The 26,479-nt window shown below is 72.0% G+C and carries 25 protein-coding genes; 16 read left to right on the forward strand and 9 right to left on the reverse strand.

What is annotated here, in order from left to right; genetic code table 11:
- Positions 1-18: 18 nt before the first annotated feature.
- Positions 19-825, reverse strand: coding sequence for a class I SAM-dependent methyltransferase (locus Dvina_RS13470; protein ID WP_223102817.1), 807 nt, complete (start codon positions 823-825; stop codon positions 19-21).
- Positions 826-890: 65 nt separating this feature from the next.
- Here Dvina_RS13470 and Dvina_RS13475 point away from each other — a divergent pair, with 65 nt between their 5' ends.
- The 3 genes from Dvina_RS13475 to Dvina_RS13485 all read left to right on the forward strand — a co-directional run bounded on the left by Dvina_RS13475 (position 891) and on the right by Dvina_RS13485 (position 3,497).
- Entirely contained in the window at positions 891-1,466 is a 576-nt protein-coding gene (locus tag Dvina_RS13475) for a TetR family transcriptional regulator (protein ID WP_223102818.1), read from the forward strand.
- Between the two features lie 33 nt (positions 1,467-1,499).
- Entirely contained in the window at positions 1,500-2,213 is a 714-nt protein-coding gene (locus Dvina_RS13480; RefSeq protein WP_223102819.1) for a PhzF family phenazine biosynthesis protein, read from the forward strand.
- 174 nt (positions 2,214-2,387) lie between these two features.
- Positions 2,388-3,497 (forward strand): lytic polysaccharide monooxygenase auxiliary activity family 9 protein, encoded by a 1,110-nt coding sequence (locus tag Dvina_RS13485; protein ID WP_223102820.1) that lies wholly within the window; start codon positions 2,388-2,390, stop codon positions 3,495-3,497.
- Here Dvina_RS13485 and Dvina_RS13490 read toward each other — a convergent pair.
- Positions 3,478-4,317, reverse strand: a complete 840-nt coding sequence (locus tag Dvina_RS13490) for a histidinol-phosphatase HisJ family protein (RefSeq protein WP_246656196.1) — start codon at positions 4,315-4,317, stop codon at positions 3,478-3,480. The genes Dvina_RS13485 and Dvina_RS13490 overlap by 20 nt on opposite strands.
- 26 nt (positions 4,318-4,343) lie before the next feature.
- Complete coding sequence (locus Dvina_RS13495; RefSeq protein WP_223102821.1) at positions 4,344-5,132, reverse strand: class I SAM-dependent methyltransferase; 789 nt, start codon at positions 5,130-5,132, stop codon at positions 4,344-4,346.
- A 136-nt stretch (positions 5,133-5,268) separates the two neighbouring features.
- Here Dvina_RS13495 and Dvina_RS13500 point away from each other — a divergent pair, with 136 nt between their 5' ends.
- The 4 genes from Dvina_RS13500 to Dvina_RS13515 all read left to right on the forward strand — a co-directional run bounded on the left by Dvina_RS13500 (position 5,269) and on the right by Dvina_RS13515 (position 8,072).
- Entirely contained in the window at positions 5,269-5,853 is a 585-nt protein-coding gene (locus Dvina_RS13500) for a cysteine hydrolase family protein (protein WP_223102822.1), read from the forward strand.
- A complete protein-coding gene (locus Dvina_RS13505) occupies positions 5,850-6,755 on the forward strand; it encodes a GlxA family transcriptional regulator (protein WP_223102823.1) in 906 nt (301 codons plus the stop codon). Before Dvina_RS13500 ends, Dvina_RS13505 begins: the two co-directional genes overlap by 4 nt.
- A gap of 244 nt (positions 6,756-6,999) precedes the next feature.
- A complete protein-coding gene (locus Dvina_RS13510) occupies positions 7,000-7,320 on the forward strand; it encodes an ArsR/SmtB family transcription factor (protein ID WP_246656197.1) in 321 nt (106 codons plus the stop codon).
- A complete protein-coding gene (locus Dvina_RS13515; protein ID WP_223102824.1) occupies positions 7,317-8,072 on the forward strand; it encodes an SRPBCC domain-containing protein in 756 nt (251 codons plus the stop codon). The genes Dvina_RS13510 and Dvina_RS13515 overlap by 4 nt, the downstream gene beginning before the upstream one ends.
- On the opposite strand, the gene Dvina_RS13520 is transcribed toward Dvina_RS13515, so the two are convergent.
- Positions 8,016-8,768, reverse strand: a complete 753-nt coding sequence (locus Dvina_RS13520; protein WP_223102825.1) for an SDR family oxidoreductase — start codon at positions 8,766-8,768, stop codon at positions 8,016-8,018. The genes Dvina_RS13515 and Dvina_RS13520 overlap by 57 nt on opposite strands.
- Before the next feature lie 53 nt (positions 8,769-8,821).
- Here Dvina_RS13520 and Dvina_RS13525 point away from each other — a divergent pair, with 53 nt between their 5' ends.
- Positions 8,822-9,598, forward strand: a complete 777-nt coding sequence (locus tag Dvina_RS13525; RefSeq protein ID WP_223102826.1) for an IclR family transcriptional regulator — start codon at positions 8,822-8,824, stop codon at positions 9,596-9,598.
- Between the two features lie 66 nt (positions 9,599-9,664).
- On the opposite strand, the gene Dvina_RS13530 is transcribed toward Dvina_RS13525, so the two are convergent.
- A complete protein-coding gene (locus tag Dvina_RS13530; RefSeq protein WP_223102827.1) occupies positions 9,665-10,021 on the reverse strand; it encodes an STAS domain-containing protein in 357 nt (118 codons plus the stop codon).
- Positions 10,022-10,231: 210 nt separating this feature from the next.
- Here Dvina_RS13530 and Dvina_RS13535 point away from each other — a divergent pair, with 210 nt between their 5' ends.
- Entirely contained in the window at positions 10,232-10,861 is a 630-nt protein-coding gene (locus tag Dvina_RS13535; protein WP_223102828.1) for an alpha-ketoglutarate-dependent dioxygenase AlkB, read from the forward strand.
- A gap of 471 nt (positions 10,862-11,332) precedes the next feature.
- Here the strand turns inward: Dvina_RS13535 and Dvina_RS13540 are convergent, their stop codons facing one another.
- Positions 11,333-14,719 (reverse strand): hypothetical protein, encoded by a 3,387-nt coding sequence (locus tag Dvina_RS13540; RefSeq protein WP_223102829.1) that lies wholly within the window; start codon positions 14,717-14,719, stop codon positions 11,333-11,335.
- A 3-nt stretch (positions 14,720-14,722) separates the two neighbouring features.
- A complete protein-coding gene (locus tag Dvina_RS13545; protein WP_223102830.1) occupies positions 14,723-15,178 on the reverse strand; it encodes a hypothetical protein in 456 nt (151 codons plus the stop codon).
- Positions 15,179-15,616: 438 nt separating this feature from the next.
- On the opposite strand from Dvina_RS13545, the gene Dvina_RS13550 reads away from it, so the two are divergent.
- From Dvina_RS13550 to Dvina_RS13560, 3 genes are all read left to right on the forward strand, one after another.
- Complete coding sequence (locus Dvina_RS13550) at positions 15,617-19,909, forward strand: galactose-binding domain-containing protein (protein ID WP_223102831.1); 4,293 nt, start codon at positions 15,617-15,619, stop codon at positions 19,907-19,909.
- Positions 19,910-20,037: 128 nt separating this feature from the next.
- A complete protein-coding gene (locus tag Dvina_RS13555) occupies positions 20,038-20,388 on the forward strand; it encodes a hypothetical protein (protein WP_223102832.1) in 351 nt (116 codons plus the stop codon).
- Positions 20,385-20,798, forward strand: a complete 414-nt coding sequence (locus Dvina_RS13560; protein WP_223102833.1) for a hypothetical protein — start codon at positions 20,385-20,387, stop codon at positions 20,796-20,798. The genes Dvina_RS13555 and Dvina_RS13560 overlap by 4 nt, the downstream gene beginning before the upstream one ends.
- 27 nt (positions 20,799-20,825) lie before the next feature.
- Here the strand turns inward: Dvina_RS13560 and Dvina_RS13565 are convergent, their stop codons facing one another.
- The gene (locus tag Dvina_RS13565; protein ID WP_223102834.1) at positions 20,826-22,220 is read right to left on the reverse strand and encodes an aminotransferase-like domain-containing protein; all 1,395 of its coding nucleotides are present in this window, start codon (positions 22,218-22,220) and stop codon (positions 20,826-20,828) included.
- Here Dvina_RS13565 and Dvina_RS13570 point away from each other — a divergent pair.
- From Dvina_RS13570 to Dvina_RS13580, 3 genes are read left to right on the forward strand one after another with little or no spacing between them, the layout of a single operon-like run.
- On the forward strand, positions 22,219-23,163 hold the full coding sequence (locus Dvina_RS13570) for a DMT family transporter (RefSeq protein WP_223102835.1): 945 nt from the start codon (positions 22,219-22,221) through the stop codon (positions 23,161-23,163). The genes Dvina_RS13565 and Dvina_RS13570 overlap by 2 nt on opposite strands.
- Positions 23,164-23,181: 18 nt before the next feature.
- Positions 23,182-23,997 (forward strand): MerR family transcriptional regulator, encoded by an 816-nt coding sequence (locus Dvina_RS13575; RefSeq protein ID WP_223102836.1) that lies wholly within the window; start codon positions 23,182-23,184, stop codon positions 23,995-23,997.
- Positions 23,998-24,031: 34 nt separating this feature from the next.
- Positions 24,032-25,105 (forward strand): baeRF3 domain-containing protein, encoded by a 1,074-nt coding sequence (locus Dvina_RS13580; RefSeq protein ID WP_223102837.1) that lies wholly within the window; start codon positions 24,032-24,034, stop codon positions 25,103-25,105.
- On the opposite strand, the gene Dvina_RS13585 is transcribed toward Dvina_RS13580, so the two are convergent.
- Positions 25,102-25,704, reverse strand: a complete 603-nt coding sequence (locus tag Dvina_RS13585) for a TetR/AcrR family transcriptional regulator (RefSeq protein WP_223102838.1) — start codon at positions 25,702-25,704, stop codon at positions 25,102-25,104. The genes Dvina_RS13580 and Dvina_RS13585 overlap by 4 nt on opposite strands.
- Positions 25,705-25,769: 65 nt before the next feature.
- Here Dvina_RS13585 and Dvina_RS13590 point away from each other — a divergent pair, with 65 nt between their 5' ends.
- Positions 25,770-26,417, forward strand: a complete 648-nt coding sequence (locus Dvina_RS13590) for an NAD(P)-dependent oxidoreductase (RefSeq protein ID WP_223102839.1) — start codon at positions 25,770-25,772, stop codon at positions 26,415-26,417.
- The last annotated feature ends 62 nt before the right edge of the window (positions 26,418-26,479 follow it).

Consider the following 26,479-nt stretch of genomic DNA (forward strand, 5'->3'; position numbering starts at 1 on the left):
GGGCCGGCTCAAGCGCGGTCAAGCGCAGACAGGGGCATCGGCGGCGAGGCGGTGGGCGGCGGCGGCCACTGTCGAGTACCCGGCGGTGAAGGCGGCCGGGGTCTCGGCGCGGATCGCGGCCCTGAGCTCGGTGAGCGTCTCGGGCGGCAGGCGGTTGATGAAGCCGGACGTGGAGATCTGCTCCGCCCACTCGTCGCGCGTGTACGGGCGCTGCCACGGGAAGGTCCACAGCTCCGGCTCGGCGAACGCCCCCGTTGCCCGCAGGGCCGCCGCGGCCTTCTCGGCCAGCGGGGCGTATGCGGTGCCGCCGAACGAGAAGGACTTCGGGCCCGGCAGGTCCGGCAGGAAGCGTCGCAGCGCGGCGCCGGTGGCTTCGCCGACCTCGGGCGGGGGCTCGACGCCGTTCCAGAACATGGTGATCAAACCGCCCGGGCGGAGCAGGCGGGCCGCCGCCGCCGCGCCCCGGGCGGGGTCCACCCAGTGCCATGTCTGGCCGGCCACCAGGGCGTCGAAGGTGCGGCCCGCGGGCTCCCACTCCTCGATGGTGGCGATGACCACGTCCAGGCCGCTGCGGCGGGCGACAGCGGCCATCCTCGGGTCGGGGTCCAGGCCCAGGACCGTCGCCCCCGCGGCCTGGAGCTGGCGGGCGACGATGCCGGTGCCACAGCCCACGTCCAGCACCTCGCGGCCGGGTGCGGCGGCCAGGATGCGGGTGATCAGGGCAGCCGGGTAGGTGGGGCGGGCGCGGTCGTAGCGGTCGGCGTCGGCGCCGAAGGACTCGGCGACAGTCCGCTGCTCGTGGGACTCGCCTGATAGAGTGGGCATGCGCCCACTCTAATGGGCACTTGCCCACTTCGTAAACCGCGCGCGGCAGAACGAAAGGGTGCTGCGTGCCTACCGGGGTTGCCATTCGTGATGTCCGCGAGCAGTTGTTCGACGCCGCGGATCGGATCCTGCTGCGCGACGGGCCCAGCGGGCTCACCAGCCGGGCCGTCACCACCGAGGCCGGTGTCGCCAAAGGCGTACTGCACAAGCATTTCGCTGACTTCGATGCCTTTCTCGCGGACTTCGTGCTCGATCGCGTGCACCGCATGGCCCCGCAGGCGCTGGCGCTGCGGGAGGCGGCCGGCCGGGGTACCGTCGCCGGCAACGTGACCGAGGCGCTGGTGGGCGTGTTCGGCTCGGTTGCGGTGGCGATCGTCGCGCTCATCACGTTCCGCGACGAGCTGCGGGCCCGGCTGCGCGAGACCTGGCCCGCCGGTGTGCCGGTGCTGACCGAGGCCGCGAGCATGCTCGGCGACTACCTGGCGCGGGAGCAGGACCTCGGGCGGGTCGGCGCGGCGGCCGAGCCGCAATTCCTCGCGGCCATGCTCATCGGCTCGGCCCACCTGCTGTTCGCCGACCGCACCGGGCCCCCGCCGACCCGCGCCGACGTCGAGCGGATGGTCACGAACGTGCTCCGGTGAGCCCGGCCTCCGGGGCGGAGTAGCGTTTCGGCGGTGATCGTGCGGTCGTGTCTGCGTGACGGGCGCGGTGGCAGCCCGACGGCGGTGCTCGTCGGCGGCCCGGTGCCGCGGGTGGCGGTGCCCGGCCCGTCGCACACGGTCTGGATCGGGCCGGGCCGGCGGCTGCGGTTCTTCACGGCGGCCGGGGAGCTTCCGGCCTGCGGGCACGGCACGGTGGCGGCCCTCGCCGTGCTGGGGCCGGGGGAGCACACGCTGCACGCCGGTGGCCGCTCGTTCGCCGGGCGGGCCTGGCCGCAGGGCGGTCTCGTCGCCGCCGCCTTCGACGCGGGCCCGGTCGGCCTGCGCACGCCGGCCGCCGTGGAGGTCGCGCCGGTCCTGGCCGCGCTCGGCCTCGCCGCGGCGCCGACCGTCGTGGCGTCCGTCGGGCGCCCCCGGCTGCTGGTTCCCGTGACCGCCCGCGACGAGCTGGCCGGGCTGGCACCGGACCAGGCCGCGCTCAAGGCGGCCTGTGACGCGGCCGGGCTGCTCGGCTGCTACGTGTACGCGCCGGCCGGCGACGGGGGACGGTTCGCGGCCCGCATGTTCGCGCCGTCGATCGGGGTGCCCGAGGACATCGCGAACGCCAACAGCACCGCCTGCCTCGCCGCGGCCCTGGCGGCGGACGTGACAGTCGACATGGGCGACGCGCTCGGGGAGCCGGCCACCATCACCGCCGGCCCGCGCGGCGTGGGTGGGGTCTGCCGCTAGACCGGCGGGGCCGGGGCGGGTGCGACCGTCCCGTTGCGATATTCACATTCCTCTTTTTACCGGCTACTCTCCCCGGCGGGAGCCGCGCGCGTTGACTTCGTCAGTTCCAAGTCAGCCGCGTCGTCGTCGTGCTGTCGAAGCGCTTCGGCGACTGCGCACCCCTGAGGAGTACCAATGCAAGTTTCATCGACCGCGCGGCGTCTTGCGCTCGGCGCTCTGGTCCTGGTGACGGCCGTGTTCGGCCTGGCCGTGATCAGTCAGCCGGCCTCCGCCCACGGCTCGCTCACCGACCCGCCGTCGCGCAACTACGGCTGCTGGGAGCGGTGGGGCTCCGACTTCCAGAACCCGAACATGGCCACCATCGACCCGATGTGCTGGCAGGCGTGGCAGGCCAACCCGAACACGATGTGGAACTGGAACGGCCTCTACCGCGAAGGCGTCGCCGGCAACCACCAGGCGGCGATCCCGGACGGGCAGCTGTGCAGCGGTGGCCGGACCCAGAACGGGTACTACGCCTCGCTGGACACGGTCGGAGCGTGGACCGCGGCCACGAAGCCGAACAAGTTCACGCTGACGCTCACCGACCAGGCCCAGCACGGCGCGGACTACCTGCTGATCTACATCACCAAGCAGGGCTTCGACCCCGCCACGCAGCCGCTGACCTGGAACAGCCTGGAGCTCGTCCAGCGCACCGCCCGGTATGCGCCCGCCCCGCAGTACCAGGCCCAGGTCGACGCCGGGACCCGCACCGGCCGGCACGTCGTCTACACGATCTGGCAGGCCAGCCACCTCGACCAGTCGTACTACCTGTGCAGCGACGTGATCTTCACCGGCCAGGGCGGCAGCACCGGCTCCCCGTCGGCGTCGGCGTCGGCCTCGCGGTCGCCGTCGACCTCGGCCTCACCGTCGCGGTCCGCCAGCGCGTCGGCGTCGCCGTCGCGGTCGGCCGGCACGTCGCCGTCGGTGCCCACCTCACAGCAGCCCGGTGGCTGCACGGCGACCTACACCAAGTCCTCGGAGTGGGCCGGTGGGTTCGGTGCCACCGTGACCGTCACCGCGGGCTCCGCGGGGATCAGCACGTGGACTGTCAAGTGGACGTTCGCCAACGGGCAGACCGTGACGAGCTCCTGGAACGCGACGATCACATCCAGCGGCTCCGCGGTCACGGCGACCAACGCGGCGTACAACGGGAAGCTGAGTGCGGGGCAGAGCACCAGCTTCGGGTTCAACGGCAGCTGGACGGGGACCAACAGCGTCCCGACACTCAGCTGTAGCGCCCAATGATCCAGTGGTCGTAGGGGTGCCGGCCCGGCCGGAACCCCGCTGACTCGGCGAGGGCCGCGGCCGCGGCGAAGTTCGTGGCCACGGCCTCGGGCCGGTGGGCGTCGCTGCCGAAGCTGACGGCGGCGCCGCCGGCCTCCCGCCACCAGTGCACCAGTGTGGGTTCGAGGGTGCGGCGGGTGTTGATCTCCAGCGCGCGGGACGTCCCGGCGAGGGAGCGCAGCACCTGCCGTACCTCCTCCTCGAAGTCCTCGATGCGAAACGCGTGTCCGGCCGGCAGGTAGCGCACCGGGTAGTCGAGGTGCGTGAGCGTCGAGAAGTCGCCGCCCGCCTCGACCATGCGCACGACCTCGGCGAAGTAGTCCCGCAGCACCGCTTCGACGGGCCGTCGGGTGTACTCGTCCTCGACAAGCACTGCCGCACCGTCGACGCGCAGCGAGTGCAGCGAGCCGATCACGCGCTCGAACGGTGCGCTGGCGAGCAGCGCGGCCGCCTCCCGCGCGAACCAGTGGGGCTCGCCGAGCTCGACGCCGGTGATGATGCGCAGCGCCGGGTACTTCGCCCGGCACCTGTCGATCGCCTCGAGGTAGCCGTCGACGTCGAGCGCCGGCGCGGTGAGGTGGGCCGGGTCGCTCATGTACTGCGTCCAGCGCTCCGGCACCCCCGCCGGGTCCACCGTCCACGACACGAAGTCGGTGTGCTCGGTGAACGCGATCGCCGGCAGGCCGAGCTCCACCGCCCGCGCGCACGAGCCTTCCATGTCCCCGGTCCGGGTGTCCCAGGAGAACTCGGTGTGGGCGTGCAGGTCCGCGGGCAGGTTCACGCAGTCATGCTATGTCGGCCCCGGGATCAGGGCCGGGCCAGGATCTCGCCGTGGAGGATCGAGAGCCAGCCGTCGGGGTCGCCCGCCCACCGCGTCCAGCCGGCTGAGATGCGGTCCAGCTCCTCCTGCGGTACCCCCGAAGCAAGGGCCTGGCGAGCCATCGCGGACTCCCGGACCCGGTCCGCCCACATGCCGCCCCACCAGGCGCGGTCCTCGTCGTCGGCGAAGCACCAGGTGCTCGACGTGGCCGTCACCTCACTGAAGCCGGCCGCGTGGGCCCAGGCCAGCAGCCGCCGCCCGGCGTCCGGCTCGCCGCCGTTGGCCCGGGCCAGGCGCTGGTAGAGGGCCAGCCAGTCGTCGAGCTCGGGCAGCTGCGGATACCAGGTGAAGGCCGCGTAGTCGCCGTCGCGCGCGGCCACGTAGCCGCCGGGCTTGCACACGCGGCGCATCTCGCGCAGGGCCAGGACCGGGTCGGCGACGTGCTGGAGCACCTGGTGGGCGTGCACGACGCAGAAGGTGTCGTCGGGGAACGGCAGGGCATGCACGTCGCCGAGCGCGACCGCGGCGTTGGGCACCCCGGCCAGGCCCTCCCGCGCGACGGCGACGGCCTCGGCGTTGACCTCCAGGGCGACGACGTTCGCGACCCGGGCCGCGAGGTCGCGGGTGATTGTCGCGGGCCCGGCGCCGACGTCCAGGACGACCATCGCGTCCGTGAGCACCGGCAGCAGGTAGGCGGCGGAGTTCTCGGCGGTCCGCCAGCGGTGGGAGCGCAGCACCGATTCGTGGTGCCCGTGCGTGTAGACGTTCGTATCCATGTCCCAGACAGTAGTATTTTCATCTCAAATCCCGGAACAATCTTCCTGAATAATGAGAAACCAGATGACCGGATCGGTCCGGGTCGCGACCGCTGCGGTCCTGGTGCGGGCGCGCGCGGAAGCGCACGATCGGAGCATGCGAAGCGCACTGCTCATCATCGACATCCAGGAGTCGTTCCGGCACCGGCCCAGCTGGGCGGCGGTCTCCAACCCCGGCATCGTCGACACCGTGAACCCGCTCATCGACGACGCCCGGGCCCGCGGCGACCTCGTCGTGTGGGTCCTGCACACCGAGCCGGGCACCGGCACCGTCTTCGACCCGGCGGCCGGTGACCTCGTCCGCTACATGGACGGGCTCGAGCCCCGCGCCGGCGAACCCCAGCTCGTCAAGACCTCGGCGAACTGCTTCACCACGACCGGCCTGCAGCAGCTGCTCACCACCGAGGGCATCCGGCACCTCATCGTCACCGGCATCCAGACCGAGCTGTGCTGCGAGACGACCACCCGGGTGGCCGGCGACCTCGGGTACGACGTCACGTACGTCACCGAGGCGACCGCCACGTTCCCGATCGCCCACCGCGACGAGCGCGACCTCCCGTACGACGAGATCCTGGCCAGCCCGCGCACCCTGCCGACGGCCGACATCATCGCGCGCACGGAATATGCTCTGGCCGGTCGGTTCGCCACCATCGCCACCGTCAAGGAGGTCCTCGCGCGGTGAGAGTCGTCTTCCTGCTCGTGCCCCACGTGCACCTGCTCGACCTGGCCGGCCCCGCACAGGTGTTCTCCACCGTGCGCGACCTTAGGCTCGGATACGAGCTGCACTACGTGGCCGAGCAGGAGGAGGTGCCCACCGCCCAGGGCGTAGCGCTGCGAGCCGTGGTGGAGTGGCCCCGGCTCGGCCGCGACGACCTGATCCTCGTCCCCGGCTGGCGCTCGCTGACGTTCGGCGAGCGCCACGGCACGCTGACCGGATCGACCCGGGGCCGGATCGCCGCCCACCACGCCGGCGGCGGCACGGTGGCGAGCGTCTGCGCCGGGGCCGATGCCCTGGGCCAGGCCGGTCTCCTCGACGGCCGCCGCTGCACGACGCACCACGGCCTGCAGGATTACCTGGCCCGCCGCTACCCGCAGGCCCGTGTCGTCCGCGACGTCCTCTTCGTCGAGGACGAGCGGGTCGTCACCTCGGCCGGCATCGCCAGCGGCATCGACCTGGCCCTGCACCTGGTGGCCACCCGCCACGGCCCCGCCGTCGCCGCCCAGGTGGCCCGCGAGATGGTCGTCTACGCCCGCCGCAACGGCGACGCCCCGCAGCACAGCGCCATGCTCCGCCACCGCGACCACCTCAGCGACGTCGTCCACCGCGTCCAGGACGTCATCGACGACCGCTTCGCCGACCGCCTGCCGCTGCGCGACCTGGCCCTGGCCGCCGGCGTGAGCGAGCGCACCCTGACCCGCGCCTTCGGCGAGGCCACCGGCCTGACCCCGCTGCGCTATCAGCAACTGCTCCGCCTGGAGCGCGCCGAGCACCTCATCGGCCACGGCGCCACCGTCGAGGCCGCCGCCCACGCCACCGGCTTCGAGGACGCCCGCATGCTGCGCCGCCTCCGCGCCCGCGGCTGATCCCCGACGCTTCCGGGCGCCCGCACTTCGAGCGACACCCGCCGCTGTGGTGCTCACCGCGGCGGTGCTGGGGCAGTGCGGCGCTCCTGCGCGCGGCCGCTCGCAGCCGGTGCGGGACGCCGCGGTACCGGTGAGGACGTCGAGCATGACGCCGAGCCCGGTCCGTCGGCGACGGCGCGGTGGGGCGCCGCCCGGCGGGCTGGTTGCCGTTGACGGTATATACGTTCAGAGGTATGTTCGAGGGGTGCTATCGATCTTCGAGGTGCTCGCGCTGCCGGCGCGGCGCGAGGTCATCGAGCGGCTGCGCGGCGGGCCGAAGTCGGTGAGTGAGCTGGCCGAGGCGCTCGGGGTCAGCCAGCCGATCATGTCCAAGCACCTGCGGGTGCTGCGCGACGCCGGGTTCGTCAGCGTCCGCGCGGACGCGCAGCGGCGCTGGTACGAGCTGCGCCCGGAGCCGCTCATCGCGGTCGCCCAGTGGCTGGAGCCCTACCGCTGGATGTGGGAGAGCCGCCTCGACCTCCTCGGAGATCATCTCGACACGATGCGGAAGGAATCGAACCCATGACCGTTCCGGAGTTCGTCGACGGTGCGTCGCCGGTCATCAGGGTCGTGCGCACCTACGACCATCCGATCGAGCGCGTCTGGCGGGCGGTGACGGCGCCGGAGCACCTCGCCGCGTGGTTTCCGACCGGCGCGGAGATGGACCTGGTCCCCGGCGGGAAGATCCGCTTCGGCGACCTGGGTGACGGCGGCTCCATGGGCGAGGTCCTGCTCGTCGAGCCGCCCACTCGCCTCGACTTCCGCTGGGGCGACCAGCGCTTCGAGTTTCATCTGGCGGCTGTCGGGGGTACCGCGACCACCTTCACGCTCGTCCACCACTTCGACGACCGCGCGGGCGCGGCCAGCTTCGCGACGGGGTGGGAGCTCTGCCTGCGCGCCCTGGCGGCGGCGCTTGCCGGTGCGCCGCCACCGCCGGCCGATCGCGGTGCGGCCCGGCACGAGGAGCTGGTGCGCGCGTTCGGGCTCGACCGGCCGCGGGTGACGCGCGACGGCGACGGCTGGCACGTGCGGTTCGAGCGCCAGCTGACCTGCTCCGCCGACGCGGCCCGGGAGATCCTCGGTCCGGCCGCCGACGGGGAGCGGCTCGCGTTCGCCCCGGGCACCGGGCACGGGGCGCGGCTCGTGCTGGAGTTCGAACGTACGGAGGAAACCGCAGTTGCTGCTGCAGTCGCCCTGTGGACGGCCCGTATCGAGGGCGTCTCAGCGGCCGCCAGTGACATCGATGGTGGTGCCGGTGATGAAGGCGGCGTCGGGTGACAGCAGCCAGGTGATCGTGCCCGCGACGTCCTCGACGGTGCCGGCGCGTCCGAGCGGCTGCTGCGGCCCGAGCCGGTGCGCGCGGTCGGGGTCGCCGCCGGTGCCGTGGATCTCCGTGTCGATGATCCCCGGGCGCACGCTGACGACCCGGATGCCGTACTTCGCCACCTCGAGCGCCAGCCCGCGGGTCAACGTGTCGACGGCGGCCTTGCTGGCGGCGTAGTCGACGTACTCGCCGGGCGCACCCAGCTCCGCGGCCCTCGACGACACGTTGACGATGACCCGGTCGGGCCGGTCGCTGTCGCGCATCCGCGCGACCGCCTCGCGGCAGCAGCCGGCCAGGCCGACGACGTTCACGGCGAGGATGCGGGTCCACCGCTCGGCGTCGATCCCGTCGAACGTCGACTGCCGCTCCAGCACCCCGGCGCTGTTGACGAGCCCGGCGAGGGGCCCGAGCGCGTCGGCCGCGGCGAACAGGTCCGGGATCTGTGCCGGGTCGCCGACATCGCACGCGACCGCGCGCACGGGGCTGTCCGGCCGGTCGAGCTCCTCGACGAGCGCGCGGGCGCGGTCGTGCCGGCCGCGGTACCCGAGGACGAGCGCCCGGCCCGGCACCCCGGCCAGGCGGCGGGCGACGCCGGCCCCGATGCCCCGGGTGCCACCGGTGATGACGTAGACGGCTGCTGTGCTCGGCATGCCCTCGATCTTTCCGGATTTCCGTCCGGGGCGGCGAGGGTCAGAATCAGTGAGTGAGCCGGATCGTCGCCAACGCCCCCGCTGCCCCCGTCTCGATGCTCGGACGCGTGCTGGCGCTGCTGGACTCGGTGGCCGCCGCGGGGCCGCTCGGGCGCGGCGAGCTGGCGGCCGCGACCGGACTGCCGCCCGCCACCGTCAACCGGATCGTCGCGTCGCTGCTCGCCGAGCGGCTCCTGGCCGAGGACGCGGGTGTGCTGCGGCTGGGCCTGCGGCTGTTCGAGCTCGGGACCGTGGCCGGGCAGGCGGGCGTCACGCTGCTGGACGTCGCGGGGCCGTACCTGGTCGATCTGCACGGGGCGTTCGGCTGCACGGCGCAGCTGGCGGTGCTCGACGGGGATGCGGTGGTGTACCTGCTGAAGGTCGGCTCGCCGCGGCAGCGCCGGCTGGAGACGCGGGTCGCGGGGCGGTTCCCGCCGCACTGCACGGGGGCGGGCAAGGCGTTGCTGGCGTTCGGCGCTCTGGAAGCGGTGGATGGTGTACTGGCCCGGCTGCCGCTCGCCGCGCGGACGCGGGCGACGATCACCGACCGTCCAAGACTGCTGGCGGACCTGCGGGCGACGCGGCGCCGTGGCTATGCCGTCGACCGCGGCGAGTTTCAGGACGGCATGACGGGGGTCGCCGCGCCGGTGCGGGCCGCCGGCCGCCCGCTGGCCGCGGTGACGCTCGCCGGCCCCACCGAGGTGTTCGACGTGCCGCGGGCCGCGCACGCGCTGCGGCTTGTCGCGCAGCTGATCGAGGGGCGACTGGGCGGTGCGGGCAGCGGCCGATAGCGCAGCACCGGGCCGGCGCGACCGGTGGCCACGCGTGCACCCCGCAGCGCCCCTCGATCGTCGCGCTCAGGCGGACTTGGGCGGGGCCCAGCCGCTGTTGCCCGTCGGTGTGCTGAGGATCTCCAGCAGGCCGAGGAGGCTCAGGACGCGGCGGACGCCCGGGCTGGGGTTGACGATCCACAGGTCGCTGTTGTTGGTGATGGCGTGCGCGCGGGCCGAGACGAGCTTGCCGATGCCCGTCGAGTCGATGAACGTGACGAGGCTCAGGTCGACCTCGACCGCCTTGGCCCGGACGTCGTCGATGGCCCGGAACAGGACGGTGCGGAGCTCGCTGACGTTCTCCATGGTGACCTCGCCGGCGACGCGCACGCGCAGCGCCTGTCCGGGGAGCGGCTCGACAGTGACGTTGAATTCGGGGAACACGGCGAAACGATCGGCGGGACTCATCGGGCTCAACACCTTCCAACTCCGAGCCGGTCTCACGATACGGCCATTCGCTGCCCACGTCATCCCGGAGAGCGATCTCGACCGATTCGTTCGAACCCGAATGAGGGTCGTAGGGGGTTCACGCTCTGAGCTGAAGGTGGCGGGATTTGCTCGTACGGGTGTTCGAAATCGGGTAGGCTTCGGGGCATGATTGACCTCGCGTATCAGCCGTCGATGTTCGACGTCGCCGGACCCTCGCTCGGCTCGCTCACCGGCCAGGTGACCCGCCACCACCTGTCCCGGGGCGCGTGGGTCGATCACCTGCCCGGCTGGGTCCTCGGCTCCGACGCGGTGCTGCAGACGCTCCTGCACGAGGTCGAGTGGCGGGCCGAGCGCCGCAAGATGTACGACGACGTGGTCGACGTGCCGAGGCTCCTGCGCTGGTACCCGGCCGAGGAGACCCTCCCGCACCCGCTGCTCACCGAGGCCCGCCGCCGCCTCACCGTCCACTACGTCGAAGAGCTGGGCGAGCCCTTCATGACCGCCGGCATGTGCCTCTACCGCGACGGCCGCGACAGCGTCGCCTGGCACGGCGACACCATCGGCCGCGGCGCCCGCTTCGACACCATGGTCGCCATCGTCTCCTTCGGCTCCCCGCGCGCCCTCCTCCTGCGCCCCCGCGGCGGCGGCGACAGCATCCGCTTCCCGCTGGGCCACGGCGACCTGGTCGTGATGGGCGGCTCCTGCCAGCGCACGTGGGAACACGCGATCCCGAAAACCGCCCGCCCGGTCGGCCCGCGGGTCTCCGTCCAGTTCCGCCCGGCCGGAGTCGCCTGACACCACCACTGCCCGCCGCCCCGGCCGGCCCGGCGCTGAGCCGCCGGGCCCTGGCCACCCGCCGCCCACCCCGGCGCGGCCCGTATGCGTCGAGGCTTCGCGCGCGGTAGCCGGCGGTGATCGCGATGGGCCCATCTCGCGCGAAGTCGCCCGACTGAGCCGGCACACGGGCTGCCGCGGCCGTGCCTCCCACGCCGCAGACCCGCGCTTGTCGGCGCGCCGGAAGTTCAGGCTTCTTGTCGTTCGGCCCGCGACATCGGCTCGTCCCGCGCCCGCGCGAGGGTTCGATGCCTGCGTGGCAAGGCGCGGGTAGCAGGCGCGGACTGCGGCGAGACCGGCCTGGTCGTCGAGACCCGTGCGTCGGGGGTGGCGGAGCAGCCAGTTCACAAGCTGCCGGACCTTGGGCAGGTGTAGTGCCGCAGGCGGTGCAGCGGTGAGAGGCCGCAGCCCGCGGACGGAGTTCGGCTGATCCTACGTCGTGTGGTCGATGGCCAGTAGGTACTCGTCGGCGATGGCGGCCGGTAGCTGGGGATCCACCTGGCTGATGGTCACCAGGTGCTTGCGCCAACCGGCCGTCCGTAGCAGTTCCAGCGCAGCGCTGCGGGCCAAGTCATGCTCCGAGGCGTCGGCCGCCGTTGTCACGATGATCGGCCAGGCTCTGCCGGCCGCTTCAGGATGCTGCAGACCGGTCGCGATCTCGACCGCGAGCCGGCGATCTCCGGCGAAGGCGACGGCCCCGGCCAGCCCGGCCAGCAGGATGTCTCTGGCCCGCGGGTCGGTACCGCTGCCGATGTGCCGCATTGTTTCCCGTGCCAGCGATCGCGTCCGAGCCGGGTCCAACGACTCAGCGATGGCCTTGATTTCGGAGATGACCCTGTCCAGCCAGGCCTCAGAACTCGGTGAGTTCTCATGCGCGGTCTCGTCGGGCCCGGCCCCGAGCGCGGCAAGCAGCGTCGTGCTGCGGCTCTCTTCAGCGTCCGAGTCGGAATACTGCCAGGTCCCATCGCTGGTCACCAACTCCGCCAACTCGGGCAACGACTCTTCCGTCCAGTCGTCGCCTGACCCCGCGCCTGTCAGGGACTCGACCTCCGCGGCCAGCGCTTCGGCTCGGTCGAGATCCTCGGTGAGTGTTGCGACCCAGGCCAAGCCGCTGAGCGCTCGACTCAGGAGTTCCGGCCTGGCGAGTGCCCGGGCGAGAACCTCGGCTTCGTCGGCCAAGGCACGCGCACGACCGAGGTCTCCGCCGGCTGCCACCGCAGCCGCCAGACCGGTCAGGAACCGCGATTGCAGATACTGATTCGTGACGAGTTCGGCGTTGGCCTCAGCCTTGCCGAGTAACGACGCGGCTTCCGCGGGCCGGTCTCCCGCCGCCAGGACCCGGCCAAGCTCCGTGAACGCCCTGGCCCGAAAGTACGGATACTCCATCCCCGCAATGACTTCCTCGGCCCTGGCGGCCACGACGGAGGCTCGCCGGGTGTCGCCAGTAGCAATGAGCGCCGCCGTCAATGCCGTGAGGTCCGCCTCGATGTTGCCGTGTTCCTCGGCGATGGCATGTCGCATCAAGGCCTCGATCTGCACTGCCAGCTCGGCAGCGCCATCGAACCGGCCGATATCGGCAAGTGTGCCAGCCAGTGCCGTCAATGGCTCGGCCTGGTCCTCGGGGTCCAGCACTGTGCGGATCAGCGCCTGTGCCTCGGCGGCCAGTAGGCCGATCGGGTCGTCGGCGCGGGAGGCGAGCGCCGCCTCGGCCATGGCCCACAACGGCACCGCCGTGCCCTGCGGGTCGGTGAACTCAATGGTGCTCACCGCGACGGTCAGCGCAAAGCGGACGTCGGAGTCCGTGACCGCGGCCATTGCCCTGACGAGCGCAGTCAGGGCCGCGATGACGGAACGCAGGTCCGACACGCTGTCGAGGAGCGCACCAATCGCCTCGACCGGCTCGGCGATATCCATACCCGGACCGGTGGGCACCCACATCAGGGCGATGAGCGACCTCGCCTGCCAATATGGTGACTGCATCTCATCGAGCAGACGCTCCACACGACGCCTGTCGCCGGCCTTGGCCTCGGCGATGAGCAGGTGGAACCGGGCTTGATCGCGCTGGTCGTCGTCGATCACACTGGCGATGAACTCAGCACGCTGGAGGTCGCCCACCGCCGCCTTGGCTCGCACCACCTCGGTCAGAGCATCGATGACCGCAAAGTCACTGCCGGAAGGCGGGGCTGCGGAGAGCACGGTCTCGGCCCGGCCGGCCTGCATCGCGGCCCAGTCGACCTCACCGATGGCGACCGCCGCCTCGACCAGCGCAGCCAGGGGACGGATCTGGTCCAGTCCGCTGATTGCTGTGAGCTCCTCGGCCGCCTCATCGATGAGGGCATGCGACCGTTGGTGATCACCGCTGGCGAAGACCGGGTGGACCAGTCCAGCGAGCGCCTGCACTCGGTTCCCGGCATCCATGGAGCGGGCGAGGGCCTCGCCACGCGCCGGTTTGCACAGTTTCGCCCATACTGCGGGCAGACCGATCGGAGCGTTGAGATTGCGATTGAGCAGCCGATCGCGGTGCAGCTGGAGGCGACCGACCGCGCTCAGGTCCGGCGGGTCCAACTCCGCCATCGTCTGCTCGGCGAGGGACAACTCGGTCAAGGCGACCGAGTCACCCCCAATGATGTCAAGCATGCGATCATGACGAATTCGGTCGGTGACAAGCGCCATCATGCGTTTCGTGTCGCCCGTTCCGTGCAGGAGCCCGAAGTATTCGCTGAGCAGGTATTCGGGCGTGCCGGACGGCCAGTCGTTGTCGCGATACCCATCGGCCCAGGCGTGGAGCCGAAGCCTGTAGTCATCCAGCCGCTGCTTACCGATCTCCTCGACAGCCCGGCGTTGCAGCTCCTCGTGGGCCAGCAGGTACAGCTCGATGTCGGGTTGCCAACGCCCTACCCGGTTGCGGAACGATCGGCCAGACACCACCTTGAGTTGCCGGCTGATCTCCCGTTGCGGCCGGCCGGTCAGCTCGGACAGATCCGAGGTTGTGAGACCTCCGCCGCAGACCGTCAGCAGACCCAGCAGATCCCGCTCGGCGGTCGTTGCGGCAAGGAGGCGAGTCAGCTCTCGCTCAGCGTCCTGGCGCACGACCACCGCGGCCGGGGCGATCGCCAGCTGGCGGATGTTGGCGGGACTCCGCAGCGGATGGTCGTCGGGCACGTCGTCAGGGACCGGCGGATGGGGGCGCCCCAGCACGAGGACGCGCAGACCCAGCGGAGGCTTGGGCGGCAGCATCGCAGCGATGCTGTGCGCATCCGGCCCGACGGTTACCCCGCGGTCTTCGTCGAGGCCATCGACCAGCAAGAGGAGCCGCTCCCCCCGGCGATGACAGTGCGCTACCGCTTCCTCGAGCATGCCCAAGAAGTGGGCGTGCTTCGTGCCGGCGCTGAGCAGCGTCGGCAGCGGCTGGTTCGTGAGCTGTGCGAGCTGTTCGAGAACGACGTCCACGAACGCCGCTCGGTCATGCTGGTCGGCGTACCGAGCGGTGACGAAGAACGACACGATGCGCAGACCTTTGGGCGGGTTGAGCACGAACCACGCGGCCAGCGCAGACTTCCCTGCCCAGGCGGGAGCCCGCCACCATTGGTAAGCGGGTGCCGGATCTTCCGCCGTGCCGAAGGCCGCCATCGCGGCGAGCTCCCGGTCGCGGCCCTCGAGCTGTTCGGGCGCGATCAATTGCACCTGCGCCAGGTAGTGCGAGCGCACCGGCGTAGAGGTGCCGAATACCGCCACTCCGCTGACGGCAATGCCGCCTCGGTCAGCGGTGGCAGAGCCGGTCTTGTGGGCCGTCGCTGCCGTGCGCCGCCACAACCTCATCGCTCACCCTCTCCTACCGATCGGGCCGCCGCCGCCGTCGCCGCCGTCAATGTCATCGCCGCCGGTCACCTCGACGCCTGTGTTGGCTGCGCCCCCGGCTGCCGCCCGGGCGTCGCCGCTTCGGCGGGCCACCGTGTCGCGGGTGGCCCCGATGACCCCGGAATTCGCGCGGCTTCCGGACCCGATCGCCGTGGCTGACCCTGTCGACTCAGCGCGGATCTCGCCGGTGCTCGACCCGCGCCAGGCTCGCCACCCTTCCCAGGAGGCGAACAGGCCGACAGCCACGGCAAGCCCGGCACCGGTCGGCCGGCTCCACCCGTCGGTGAACATATTGGTCAGCAACGCGACGACGGTTGCGAGCAGGACCGACATCGATGCTACGGCGCCACGGCGGAGTGATTCACGCACCTCAAAGTCCTGGTCGTCGAGGGATGGCACGACATCAAGCTGCGGTGTCACGACCGTATCAGCGCCCGGCAACGCAGCGCTGCCGCCGCACAGCTTACGGGCGCGAGCCTTCGACGATTGGCCGCAACCGCGGCGTTTCCGAGCCGGAACGGGTGCGGCGGCGGCGCGAGCACTGCCACGCATCGCATATATCAACGTCAGTTGCGCAGATTCGAACGTACGAACCGAACGCGATGCCACACAACCGCGCGGGCCGGTTGGACCGATAGAAACAGACCGTTGACTTGCGCGTCGCTTGTCTGCAACATTTGGCGCAACGCTGTGCAAGATTCCTACAACCGGTCGACAGAGTTACGCTACTGTCCGCAACTCGATCGCAGGCTGCGCCGCCAACCGCGCCGTGATCGTGTCGAGCGACGCCTCTCTCCACCGCCAACGGCAGAGGCGCACCATCACCCCGCCCGGACACATGAGACGCGAAGGATCCCCATGAGCAGAAGGCTCGTGACGCGGAGGGTGCTGGCGGCGTTCGCCGTGGCCGCCCTCGTCGCCGTGACGGCGCAGACGCTGCCGGCCGAGGCCGCCGGCGGCCCCAACCTGGCCAGCGGCCGCAGTGCCACGTCCAGTAGTACCAACGGGCAGAACGGCATCGGGAACATCAACGACGGCAATCAGGCCAGCTACTGGGAGAGCGCCAACAACGCCTGGCCGCAGTGGGCCCAGATCGACCTCGGCAGCGCCAAGCCGATCGACCAGATCAAGCTGAAGCTGCCCAACGACACCGCGTGGGCCACCCGCACCCAGACCCTGTCGGTCACCGGCAGCGCGGACGGGACGAGCTTCGCGACGATCGTGAGCTCCGGCGGGTACACCTTCAATCCCGCCGGCCAGAACACGGTCACCATCAGCTTCAACGCTACGACCACCCGCTATGTGCGGCTGAACTTCACCGCGAACACCGGATGGCCGGCGGCGCAGGTGTCCGAGTTCGAGATCTACGGCGTGGCCACGACCGGCGGCAACCTGGCCGCGGGCAGGACGTTCACGGCCAGCAGCCAGAACGCGCAGTACGCGCCGGGCAACGGCGGCGACGCCAACCAGGACAGCTACTGGGAGAGCTCGGGCGCGTTCCCGCAGTGGCTCCAGGTCGACCTGGGCTCGGCCGTGCCGGTCAGCTCCGTCGTGCTGAAGCTCCCGGCCGCCTGGGGTGCGCGCACCGAGACGCTGTCCGTGCAGGGCAGCACCACTGGCAGCACGTTCTCCGACATCGTCGCGTCGAACGGGTACAGCTTCGCGCCCGGCGCCGCCAACACGGTGACGATCCCGTTCACGCAGACCACGACGCGCTACATCCGGGTGAACATCACGGCGAACACCGGCTGGACGGCCGCGCAGCTGTCGGAGCTGGAGGTGTACGGCCCCACGACCGGCGACACCCAGGCGCCGACGGCCCCGGGCAGCCTCGCGTACACGAGCCCGGGCAGCGGCCTGATCAAGCTGACCTGGACCGCGTCGAGCGACAACAGCGGCACGATCGCCGGCTACGACGTCTACGCCAACGGCACCCTACGCACGAGCGTGGCCGGCAACGTGCTCACGTACACGGACAGCCAGCCGGACACCGCGACCGTCGCGTACTACGTCAAGGCCCGCGACGCCGCCGGCAACCAGTCGCCGAACTCCAACACGGTGACCCGCACCGGCACGAACCCGGACACCCAGGCGCCGAGCGCGCCCGGGAGCCTCGCGTACACCCAGCCGGCCGCCGGCCAGATCAAGCTGACCTGGACCGCGTCGAGCGACAACAGCGGCTCCATCGCCGGGTACGACGTCTACGCCGACAACTCGCTGCGCGGCTCCGTCGCCGGCAACGTGCTGACGTACACCGACAGCCAGCCCGACACGGCGACGGTCTCCTACTACGTCAAGGCCCGCGACGCCGCCGGCAACGCCTCGGCGGCCAGCAACACGGTGACCCGTACCGGCACCGGCTCCCCGACCGGGACCAACGTGGCCCTGGGTAAGACGATCGAGGCCAGCGGCTCGGTCTTCACGTTCGTGCCGGCCAACGCCAACGACAACAGCGTCACCACCTACTGGGAGGGCGCGGCCGGCTACCCGGCGACGCTCACGGTGAAGCTCGGTGCCAACCACGACATCAGCAAGCTCACGCTGAAGCTCGACCCGAGCAGCGCGTGGGCCAGCCGGACCCAGAACGTCCAGGTCCTCGGCCGGGAGCAGAGCGCGTCGGCGTTCACCCAGCTCGTCGGTGCGGCCAACTACACGTGGAACCCGGCCAGCGGCAACTCGGTCGACATCCCGGTCTCCGCGCGGGTCGCCGACGTGCGGCTGCAGTTCAACTCCAACACCGGCGCCCCCTCGGGCCAGCTCGCCGAGTTCCAGGTCTTCGGCACCCCGGCGCCGAACCCGGACCTCCAGATCACGGCGGTCAGCCAGTCCCCGGCCGCGCCGGTCGAGACCGACTCGGTGAGCCTGACCGCCACGGTCAGGAACAGCGGCTCCGCCGCATCAACCGCGACGAACGTCAACTTCTATCTCGGTACCGCCCAGGGCACGGTCCTGGCCGGCACGGCAAACGTCACCGCGCTCGCCGCGGGCGCGCAGGGCACCTTCACCGCCAACATCGGCCCGCGCACGGCCGGCACCTACACGGTGAGCGCCAAGGTCGACGAGGGCAACTCGGTCGTCGAGACGAACGAGGCCAACAACGCCTTCACCAGCGGCTCCAACCTCGTGGTGGCCCCGGTCCAGAGCTCGGACCTGGTCGCCTCCCCGGTGGCCTGGTCGCCGTCGAACCCGTCGGCCGGCAACACCGTCACCTTCACCGTCGTCATCAAGAACCAGGGCACGCAGGCCAGCGGCAGCGGCGCGCACGGCGTCACGCTCACCCTGCAGGACTCGACAGGCGCCACGGTCAAGACGCTCACCGGATCGTACTCTGGGACGCTCGCCGCCGGCGCCAGCTCACCGGTCATCACGCTCGGCACCTGGACCGCCGTCAACGGCAAGTACACCGCGCACACGGTGCTCGCCGCGGACACCAACGAGCTGTCCGTCAAGCAGGCGAACAACACCAGCGACAACCCGCTGTTCGTCGGGCGCGGCGCGAACATGCCCTACGACATGTACGAGGCCGAGGACGGCACCGTCGGCGGCGGGGCGAGCGTCGTCGGGCCGAACCGCACCATCGGCGACCTCGCCGGTGAGGCGTCGGGCCGCAAGGCAGTCACGCTGAACGGCACCGGGCAGTCCGTGCAGTGGACCACCCGGCAGAACACCAACACGGTCGTCGTGCGGTTCTCGATCCCGGACGGCACCACCTCGTCGATAAACGTGTACGTCAACGGCTCGTTCGCCAAGGCGATCCCGCTGACCTCGAAGTACGCGTGGCTCTACGGCAACGAGGCGTCGCCGACCAACTCGCCCGGCACCGGCCCGCGCCACATCTACGACGAGGCCAGCATCATGCTGGACAGCACGGTGAACGCCGGCAGCACCATCAAGCTGCAGAAGGACGCGGCCAACTCCGGCAACATCGCCGTCGACTTCATCAACCTCGAGCAGGTCGCCCCGATCGCCAACCCGAACCCGGCCACGTTCATCACGCCGGCCGGCTTCACCCAGCAGGACGTGCAGAACGCCTTCAACACCGCGTCGCAGAGCACCACCGCGGTCGGCGTCTACCTGCCCGCCGGCACGTACGTCACCAACCAGAAGTTCCAGGTCAACGGCAAGGCGCTCCAGGTCGTCGGGGCCGGGCCGTGGTACACGAAGTTCACCACGCCGCAGGACCAGCAGAACACCGACGCGGGCTTCGCCGTGCAGACCTCGGCCAACGGCTCGACGTTCAAGAACCTGTCGTTCTTCGGCAACTACGTCGAGCGCATCGACGGCCCCGGCAAGGTGTGGGGCGAGCTGAAGGACAACCAGAACCTGACGATCGACAACGTCTGGGTGGAGCACACCGTCTGCATGTACTGGGGCGTGCACAACAGCGGCATCAACATCTCCAACAGCCGCATCCGGGACACGTTCGCCGACGGCATCAACTTCACCAACGACACGACGAACACCCACCTGAACAACATCGACGCCCGCTCCACCGGTGACGACTCGTTCGCGCTGTTCTCGGCGATCGACTCCGGCGGCTCGGTCGGCAACCACGACAACCTGTGGGAGAACCTGTCGGCGACGCTCACCTGGCGCGCGGCCGGCTTCGCGGTCTACGGCGGCTACAGCAACACGTTCCGCAACATGTACATCGCGGACATGCTGTGCTACTCCGGCATCACGATCAGCTCGCTGGACTTCGGCTACCCGTTCGTGGGCTTCGGCACCCAGCCGACGACGATCCAGAACGTGTCACTCGTGCGCGACGGCGGCCACTTCTGGGGCCAGCAGGCGTTCGGTGCGATCTGGGCGTTCTCGGCCTCGAAGGAGTTCCGCGGCATCCGGGTGTCCGATGTGGACATCGTCGACCCGACCTACCAGGGCATCATGTTCCAGACCAAGTACAAGGACCCGAACACCCCGGAGTACGTCTTCACCGACACCATCTTCACGAACATCAACATCAGCGGCGCCCGCCGCAGCGGTGACGCTTTCGACGCCAAGTCCGGCATCGGCATCTGGGCCAACGAGCTCCCGGAGGCCAACCAGGGCCCGGCCCGCGGTGCCGTCACCTTCAACCACCTGACGTTCTCGAACAACGCCGAGAACATCCGCAACACCACGCCGCTCGTCATCACCATCAACCCGTAAGGCTCCTGGAAGCAGTGGACGGCCGCCGGTCCTGCCCCGGCGGCCGTCCGTGTTCGGCAGCCGTACTCGCCCGGAGTTGAGTAGCTGCACGGATGGCAGCGGACCGGGGCCGTGGCACATTGCCGGACATGGATGGTGATGGTGCCCCGAAGCGGGCGTCGATCGGGCTGAGCATGCTCGTGGCGCTCGGCTGGTACGTGACCGTGATCGCCGCGAACTACGCCGGCCACTCCCAGATACCCACGGCGCCGGTCCGGGACTGCGGCGAGATCTTCGGCTGCCTGAGCCCGGCTCAGGAGCTCATGCTGCTCCTGCTGTTCGCGGGCCCGCTCATCGCCGCGCTGCTGCTGTGCACGGCCGGGCTGAGCCTGCTGTTCGCCCGGCTCGTGCCCTCGTCGATCCTCGCCGGCACCGCCGCCGCGGCGGGCAGCGTCGCCGTCGTGGTCGTGGGCGCGCTCGTCTGGAGCGCGGCCCGGTGAGGCGGGCCGGGCTCGGCGCACTGTTCCTGATCTGGCTCTACGGCGTGCCGTTCCTGCTCATCGTCGGGCTGGTCCGGCGCACCTCGGCGCCCTACGTGGCCACCCACGCGGCGGCCCGGTCCTTCGGCGCGACGACCGACACCATCCTGACCGCGGCGCTCCTGCTCAACCTGGCGCTGCCGGTCGCCGGGTGGCTGCTCGCCCGGTGGGCCCGCGACCGGCTCTGGCTGGCCCACTTCGGCTGGTCGTTCGCGGGCCTGGTGCTCGTCTACCTCGCCGTCGCGGTGGTCGGCGGCCTGGGCACGGCGCCGCTGTTCGGCTGGACCCCGGCCGACCACGAGCCCACCCCCCAGCCCACCGTGACCAGGTGCATCCCGCGCAGCGGCGGCCACGGCTGCCCCGGCGGCTGATGACGCCGGTGCGCCCGGGCCACGTCGTCAGCCGGCGGTGAGGGCCTGGGCGAGGCGGTGGATGCCCTCGTCGAGCAGCGCCGGTGGTGCGGCGGCGAAGGTGAGGCGGAGGTGGGGGGCGTCGGGCTCGGCGGCGTACCAGGGGCGGCCGGGGAAGACCACGACGTCGCGCGCGGCCGCGGCCGCCGTCACGGCGATGTCGTCGGTGCCGTCGGGCAGGCGGAGCCAGGCGTGCAGACCGCCCCGCGGTACCGGCGGAGGGTCGAGGTCCGGCAGGTGGCGGCGGACGGCGTCCAGGAGTGCGTCGCGGCGGGTGCGCAGCGCGGTGCGCAGGGCCCTGAGGTGCCGCGGCCAGGCGGGCGAGGTGACGAAGTCGAGGGCGGCCTGCTGGAGCGGGCCGGCCACGAAGAAGTCGTCGAGGACGCGGGCCGCGCGGAGGCGGGCCCCGGCGGCACCGCGGGCGCCGATCGCGGCCACCCGCAGGCCGGGGGCGGCCGACTTGGTGAGGGAGCGCAGATACACCACGTGCCCGTCGGGGTCAGCGGCGACCAGCGGCGGCGGGGGATCTGCGTCGATGGCCAGGTCTCGGGCGTAGTCGTCCTCGAGGAGGAACGCGCCCGCGGCCCGGATCTCGGCCAGGACCTCGGCCCGGCGCGCGGGCGCGAGCGTGGCCCCGGTCGGGTTGGCGAACAGCGGCTGGCAGTAGAACAGCCGGGCTCCGGTGCGGCGCAGTGCGGCGGCGAGCAGGTCGGTCCGCACTCCGGCGTCATCGGCCGGCACCGGTACCACGCGCAGGCCCGCGGCCCGCGCGGCGGCGAGCGCCCCGAGGTAGGTCGGCGACTCGACGAGCACCGTGTCGCCGGCGGTGGCCAGGGCCCGGAACGCGGTCGACAGCGCCGCCTGGCCACCCGGGCAGATGGTGAGGTCCTCGGCCCGCAGCCCACCGCCGGCCTCACGGGCGAACCAGGCCCGCAGGTCCGCGCGCCCCTCGACCGGCCCGCGCTGCCAGCTCGCCGGGTGGCGGGCCGCGCGGGCGAGCGCGGCGCCGAGCGCGGTTGCGGGCTGCAGGTCCTCGTCCAGGTATCCGCTGGACAGCGGGATGGCGCCCGGCCGCGGGATGGCGAGCAGGGCCTGCATGGCGTCCTCGCCGGGCGGCCGCGGCCCGAGGGCTATCGACTGCCAGGAGAGGTCGGGCGCACCGCGGGCGGGCACCCGGGCGGCCACGAACGTGCCGCGGCCGGGCTGCGTGTCCAGGACGCCCTCCGCGGCCAGCGCCCGGATGGCCCGGCTGACCGTGATCGCCGACGCCTGGTGGCGGGTGGTGAGCTCGCGCACGGTCGGCAGCCGCGTCCCCGGGGCGGCGCCCCGCGCCTCGGCCCGCAGATCTTGGATAACGCGAGCCGATGCGTTATCGTCACTCATGAGTGGTAAGGATAACGTTACTCGGTCGAATGCGATAACGGGGGGCCTGCTCGGCTTCCTGGGTGTCCTCGGGTTCAGCCTGTCGCTGCCGATGACGCGGGTCGCCGTCGAGCACCTGGACCCGTGGTTCGTGGCGTTCGGCCGGGCGGTCGGCGCCGGTGCGCTGGCGATGGCATACCTCGTCGCCGTCCGGGCGCCGCGCCCCACCCCGGCCCAGTGGCGCCGGCTGGCCGTCGTCGCGCTCGGCGTCGTGGCCGGCTTCCCGATGTTCACGTCGCTGGCCCTGCAGACGAGCACCGCCGCCCACGGCGCCGTCGTCGTGGCGCTGCTGCCCGCGGTCACCGCCGGCTTCGCCGTCCTGCGCGCCAAGGAGCGTCCGGCCCCGGCCTTCTGGCTGGCCGGGGGCGCCGGCCTGCTGGCCGTCCTCACCTTCGTGACCCTGAGCGGCACCGTCTCCGGCGCGCTCGGCTGGGCCGACCTCTTCCTGCTGGCCGCTATCACCCTCTGCGGCCTCGGGTACGCCGAGGGCGGCGCCCTGGCCCGCGACCTCGGCGGCGCCCGGACCATCTGCTGGGCCCTGGTCCTGTCCCTGCCGTTCTCGATTCTCGTGACGGGTGTCGCGGCTCTGCGCCACCCCCCGCACGCGCCGCTGCCGGCATGGGGCGCGTTCGCCTACCTCACCCTGATCTCGATGTTCCTGGGCTTCGTGGCCTGGTACTCGGGCCTGGCCCGGGGCGGGGTGGCCCGGGTCGGCCAGATCCAGCTCGCGCAGCCGGTGCTGACCCTCGGCTGGTCGGCCTGGCTGCTGCACGAGCACGTCGCGACGGCCGCGCTCGTCGCCGCGCTGTTCGTGCTCGCGTCGGTGGCGTTGACGCAGCGGCTGCGCACCCGCGATGCCGCGCCGCGCGGACCCGTTGCCGTCGAGGCCCGGCAGGGCGCTTGACCTTGCCATAGTGGTGGCGTGGAGCTGGTGAGTATCGGGGACTTCGCGCGGCTCTCGGGCCTGTCGCCGCGGGCGCTGCGCCTCTACGACGAGATGGGCCTGCTGTGCCCGGCGCGGGTCGACACCCACTCGGGCTACCGGTGGTACGCGCCGGAGCAGGTGAAACGGGCGCGTCTGCTCGTGGCGCTGCGGCAGCTCGGGGTCCCGCTGGCCGAGGCCGGGGCGCTCGCCGACCAGGAGCCCGAGGTGGCGGCGCGGCGGGTGTCGGACTCCTGGGCGCGGGCCGAGTTCGAGCATCACGGGCGCCGGGTGCTGGCCCGTTACCTGGTCGAGGAGCTGCGCGGCCGTCCGGGTCCGCGGTTCGCGGTGCGGGTGCGGGCGGTACCGCAGCGATGGCTTGTGACGTTGCAACGGCACGTGACGCCGGACGAGCTGGTGCCGATGGGCCGGGACTTCCTGATCCGGCGAATGCGCGCGGCCGGCGTGCCGCGGCCGGTGAGCCGGGCCGACGCCCCGTTCATCATCTACCACGGCCTGGTGACCGCCGACAGCGACGGCCCGGTCGAGTGGTGCCGCCCGGTGGACGATGCCGAGGCGCTCGCCGCCGCCGACCCCGACCTCACCGCGCGCGTCGACCCGGCCCACGAGGAGGCGTACGTCGAACGCCCGGCGGCCCAGAGCGACCCCGAGACCTGGCTGGTGATGGAGGCCCTGGCCGCGTGGGCGGTCGAGCACGGCCGGCCGGCCGCCGGCCCGATCCGGATGACGATCGGGCCCGGCCGCGAACCCGGCAGTGGCCCGTCCGGCGACATCGCTATCCCCCTGGAGGCGTGAGCCCCCGCGGTGATGCGCGGAGGATGGTGGGCGCATGACGGTGAAGGAGCTTGCGACACTGACGCCCAGCGGATATCCGGCGGTCTCGTTGTTGATGCCCACGCACCGGACCGCGCCGGACAGCCTCCAGGACCCCATTCGGCTGCGGAATCTGCTGGCCGAGACCCGGCGGCGGCTGGAGACCGATGAGACGGTGCCGGGGGAGGTGGCGTCCGCGGTGTACCACGAGATCGTCGCCGCGGCCGATCAGGTGGACCTTCGCCACAGTGGCGAAGGGCTGGCGGTCTTCGCGTCGCCCGGCGAGGTGCAGGTGCGGGTGCTCGACTCGCCCGTGCAGGAGCGGGTCGTCGTGGCCGACACCTACGAGGTGCGCGACGTCGTCGCCGACGCGGCGCGGCGGCACCGGTACTGGGCGGTGGCCCTGTCCGAGCAGCCCACCCGGCTCTGGAGCGGCGACGGGGCCGAGCTCGTCGAGGTGACGTCGCACGGCTTCCCGTTCATCCATGACGAGGCGGGGCTGCCCCGGGACTACGGGCAGGAGCCCAGCAAGTACGAGATCGAGCGGCACCGCCGGTTCTTCCGGGAGGTCGCCGTCGGGCTGGCCGAGGTGGACCGGCTCGACGCGCGCCCGGTGTTCGTGCTCGGGGTGGACCGGTATCTGGCGTACTTCGCCGCCGAGTGGCCGCGGCCGTTCGCTGGGACGGTCCTGGGCAACTACGACCACGCCGGGCCGCACGACGTCTACGAGCTGCTGGCCCCGCGGCTGGCCGCGTACACGGCGGCGGAGCAGGCGGCGGCGCTCGAGCGGCTGGACGCGGCGCGCGGGGCCAACCGGTTCGCGGCCGGGCTGGCCGAGGTGTGGAGCCTGGCGCATCAGGGGCGGGGCGCGCACCTGGTCGTCGAGGAGGGTTTCCACAGCCCGGCCCTGGTCCACGACGACCACCTGCACCCGGTCGACGAGGACGTGCCGGCCGTGTGGGGCGTGCCGATCGACGACGCCGTCGACGACATCGTGGAGTCGGTGGTGCGCCAGGGTGGCGAGGTGACGTTCGTCGGCGACGGCAGCCTGGAGGCCGACGGCCGTATCGCGCTCATCCTGCGGTACTAGAGGCGCAGGCCCGCGACGAAGCCGGCCGCCGCCCGGTCGTCGGGCATGGGGTCGGGCGCGAAGAACGTGGCGAACGCATGCTGGAAACAGGCGCCCAGCAGCAGGCCGGCCAGGGCCTCGGGGTCGGCGCCGGGCGCGATGTTGCCAAGCGACTGCTCGGCCCGCAGGTATTGGGCCAGCCCCTCGTTCGCCCGGTGCGGGCCCAGGTTCTGGGGGCGCAGCCGGTCGCGGTGCGCGGACAGCAGCGCCGGGTCGGCGAAGATCGAGGCGAACATCGGGAACCCGTCGCGGTAGAACGTGATGCACACCGCGGCCAGCTCGGTGAGGATGTCGCGGACCGGTGCCGTGCCCGCACGGGCCGGCAGCGCCAGGAGCAGCGGGATGAACGACGGCGCCCGCTCGTGCAGCACGACGACCATCAGCTCGAGCTTGTCCCGGAAGTGCTTGTACAGCGTCGCCTCGGAGAACCCGGCCTCCCGGGCGATCTCCTTCGTGGTGGCGTTGGCCAGCCCGCGCTCGCGCAGCACCCGCGCCGCCGCGTCGAGGATCACATCTCGCGTGCCCGCCACCGGCACCCCTTCCCAATCCGCTGTACCCATGCCATTGTAGTGGTTAGTAAGCACTCACTAACCACGGCACTCACTCACCGACTTGGGGGGTTGGCATGAAGCTGACCGTGTTCGGGGCGACGGGCGGGATCGGAACGCTGCTGATCAGGGAGGGGCTGGCCCGCGGGCATGAGATGACGGCCGTCGCGCGGCGCCCGGCCGACCTGGGCTGCGACGTGGTGGTCGCGGACTTCGGCGACGCCGAGGCCCTGGCCGCCGCGGTGGCCGGGCGGGACGCGGTGCTGTCCGCGCTCGGGATCCGGCCCGCCGAGATGAAGGCGCGGCGGGCGAAGGACCCGGGTGCGCGCAGCACGGTGCAGGCCGACGGGGCCCGCGCACAGGTCGCCGCCATGCGGGCAACGGGGGTGCGGCGGATCGTGAGCGTGGACGCGGCCGGCCGGGTCGCCGACGCGGGCGACAGCGTGCTGATGCGCTACGTCGCCAAGCCGATCGTGGGGCGCATCCTGGCCGAGGGCTTCGCCGATCTGGCCGTGGCCGAGCAGGTGCTGCGCGACGGCGGCGTCGACTGGACGCTCATCGCGCCGCCGCGGCTGACCGACGGCCCGCACCGGCCGTATCGGACGGTGCTCGACGTGAACGTCCGCGGCGGGCGGACGCTGTCGCGGGCCGACGTGGCCGATGCGATGTTCCGGGCGCTTGACGAGCCCGGCTGGATTCACCGGCGGGTAAGCGTCGCGTACTGACGGCATGGGAGTGGCCGGCCGCTTCAAGGAGGAAGAAGCGGCCGGCCGTTTGACCGCGGCCC

It is taken from the genome of Dactylosporangium vinaceum, from assembly GCF_019904175.1.
Lineage (GTDB): Bacteria > Actinomycetota > Actinomycetes > Mycobacteriales > Micromonosporaceae > Dactylosporangium > Dactylosporangium vinaceum.

Excerpts from the sequence above, each read along its gene's own strand:
- Dvina_RS13550 (WP_223102831.1), top strand. The coding sequence starts at position 15,617 with ATGAGCAGAAGGCTCGTGACGCGGAGGGTGCTGGCGGCGTTCGCCGTG.
- Dvina_RS13580 (WP_223102837.1), top strand. The coding sequence starts at position 24,032 with ATGACGGTGAAGGAGCTTGCGACACTGACGCCCAGCGGATATCCGGCG.
- Dvina_RS13500 (WP_223102822.1), top strand. The coding sequence starts at position 5,269 with ATGCGAAGCGCACTGCTCATCATCGACATCCAGGAGTCGTTCCGGCAC.
- Dvina_RS13495 (WP_223102821.1), bottom strand. The coding sequence starts at position 5,132 with ATGGATACGAACGTCTACACGCACGGGCACCACGAATCGGTGCTGCGC.
- Dvina_RS13535 (WP_223102828.1), top strand. The coding sequence starts at position 10,232 with ATGATTGACCTCGCGTATCAGCCGTCGATGTTCGACGTCGCCGGACCC.
- Dvina_RS13470 (WP_223102817.1), bottom strand. The coding sequence starts at position 825 with ATGCCCACTCTATCAGGCGAGTCCCACGAGCAGCGGACTGTCGCCGAG.
- Dvina_RS13515 (WP_223102824.1), top strand. The coding sequence starts at position 7,317 with ATGACCGTTCCGGAGTTCGTCGACGGTGCGTCGCCGGTCATCAGGGTC.
- Dvina_RS13555 (WP_223102832.1), top strand. The coding sequence starts at position 20,038 with ATGGATGGTGATGGTGCCCCGAAGCGGGCGTCGATCGGGCTGAGCATG.
- Dvina_RS13485 (WP_223102820.1), top strand. The coding sequence starts at position 2,388 with ATGCAAGTTTCATCGACCGCGCGGCGTCTTGCGCTCGGCGCTCTGGTC.
- Dvina_RS13585 (WP_223102838.1), bottom strand. The coding sequence starts at position 25,704 with ATGGGTACAGCGGATTGGGAAGGGGTGCCGGTGGCGGGCACGCGAGAT.
- Dvina_RS13565 (WP_223102834.1), bottom strand. The coding sequence starts at position 22,220 with ATGAGTGACGATAACGCATCGGCTCGCGTTATCCAAGATCTGCGGGCC.
- Dvina_RS13540 (WP_223102829.1), bottom strand. The coding sequence starts at position 14,719 with ATGAGGTTGTGGCGGCGCACGGCAGCGACGGCCCACAAGACCGGCTCT.
- Dvina_RS13590 (WP_223102839.1), top strand. The coding sequence starts at position 25,770 with ATGAAGCTGACCGTGTTCGGGGCGACGGGCGGGATCGGAACGCTGCTG.
- Dvina_RS13520 (WP_223102825.1), bottom strand. The coding sequence starts at position 8,768 with ATGCCGAGCACAGCAGCCGTCTACGTCATCACCGGTGGCACCCGGGGC.
- Dvina_RS13570 (WP_223102835.1), top strand. The coding sequence starts at position 22,219 with ATGAGTGGTAAGGATAACGTTACTCGGTCGAATGCGATAACGGGGGGC.